Origin of the sequence: Streptomyces camponoticapitis (genome assembly GCF_014646115.1) — a bacterium.
Lineage (GTDB): Bacteria > Actinomycetota > Actinomycetes > Streptomycetales > Streptomycetaceae > Streptomyces > Streptomyces camponoticapitis.
This window is the reverse complement of the sequence record NZ_BMMV01000079.1, coordinates 1-652: the sequence shown is the minus strand read 5'-3', so window position 1 is coordinate 652 and position 652 is coordinate 1. Positions and strand designations below refer to the sequence as shown.

Genomic DNA, 652 nt, shown 5'->3' with positions numbered 1-652 from the left:
GGGGCTGCGTGGCGAGATCTCCCGGAACGCTACGGGCCGTGGAAGACCGTGTATGAACGGTTCCGCCGCTGGTCGGCGGACGGAACGTGGGACCGGATCCTGGCTCACGTCCAGCAGCACTCGGACGCTGTCGGGGAGGTGGACTGGAGCCTTGTCTGTGTCGACTCCACAACGGTGCGGGCCCATCAGCACGCGGCCGGGGCCCGAAAAGGGGGCTCTGGGAGGGTGAGGCGCTGGGCCGGTCCCGCGGCGGACTGACCACCAAGATCCACCTGGCCTGCGACGGGCAGGGCCGACCCCTGTCCTTCACCCTGACCGGCGGCAACACCAACGACTGCACCCAGTTCGAGCCGGTCATGGACAGCATCCGTGTGGCCAGGTCCGGTCCGGGAAGACCCCGGACCAGACCCAGCCGGGTGGCCGCGGACAAGGCGTACTCGTCCCGAAGGATCCGTGCCTACCTGCGCAGACGGGGCATCGCCTGCACGATCCCGGAGCGGATCGACCAGATCAACGGCCGCCTCAGGCGGGGTGAAAGCCGCTGCCGCCTCGACCGAGGCACCTACCGACGCCGCAACGTCGTCGAACGCTGCATCGGCCGCCTCAAACAGAACAGAGCCCTCGCCACCCGCTACGACAAACGAGCCGCCCA

Annotated in this window: 1 pseudogene; it reads left to right on the top strand. The window is 69.2% G+C overall.

Annotation, left to right across the window (positions count from 1 at the left end):
* A pseudogene (locus IEY79_RS37130) lies at positions 1–652 on the top strand (IS5 family transposase); the annotation flags it as partial.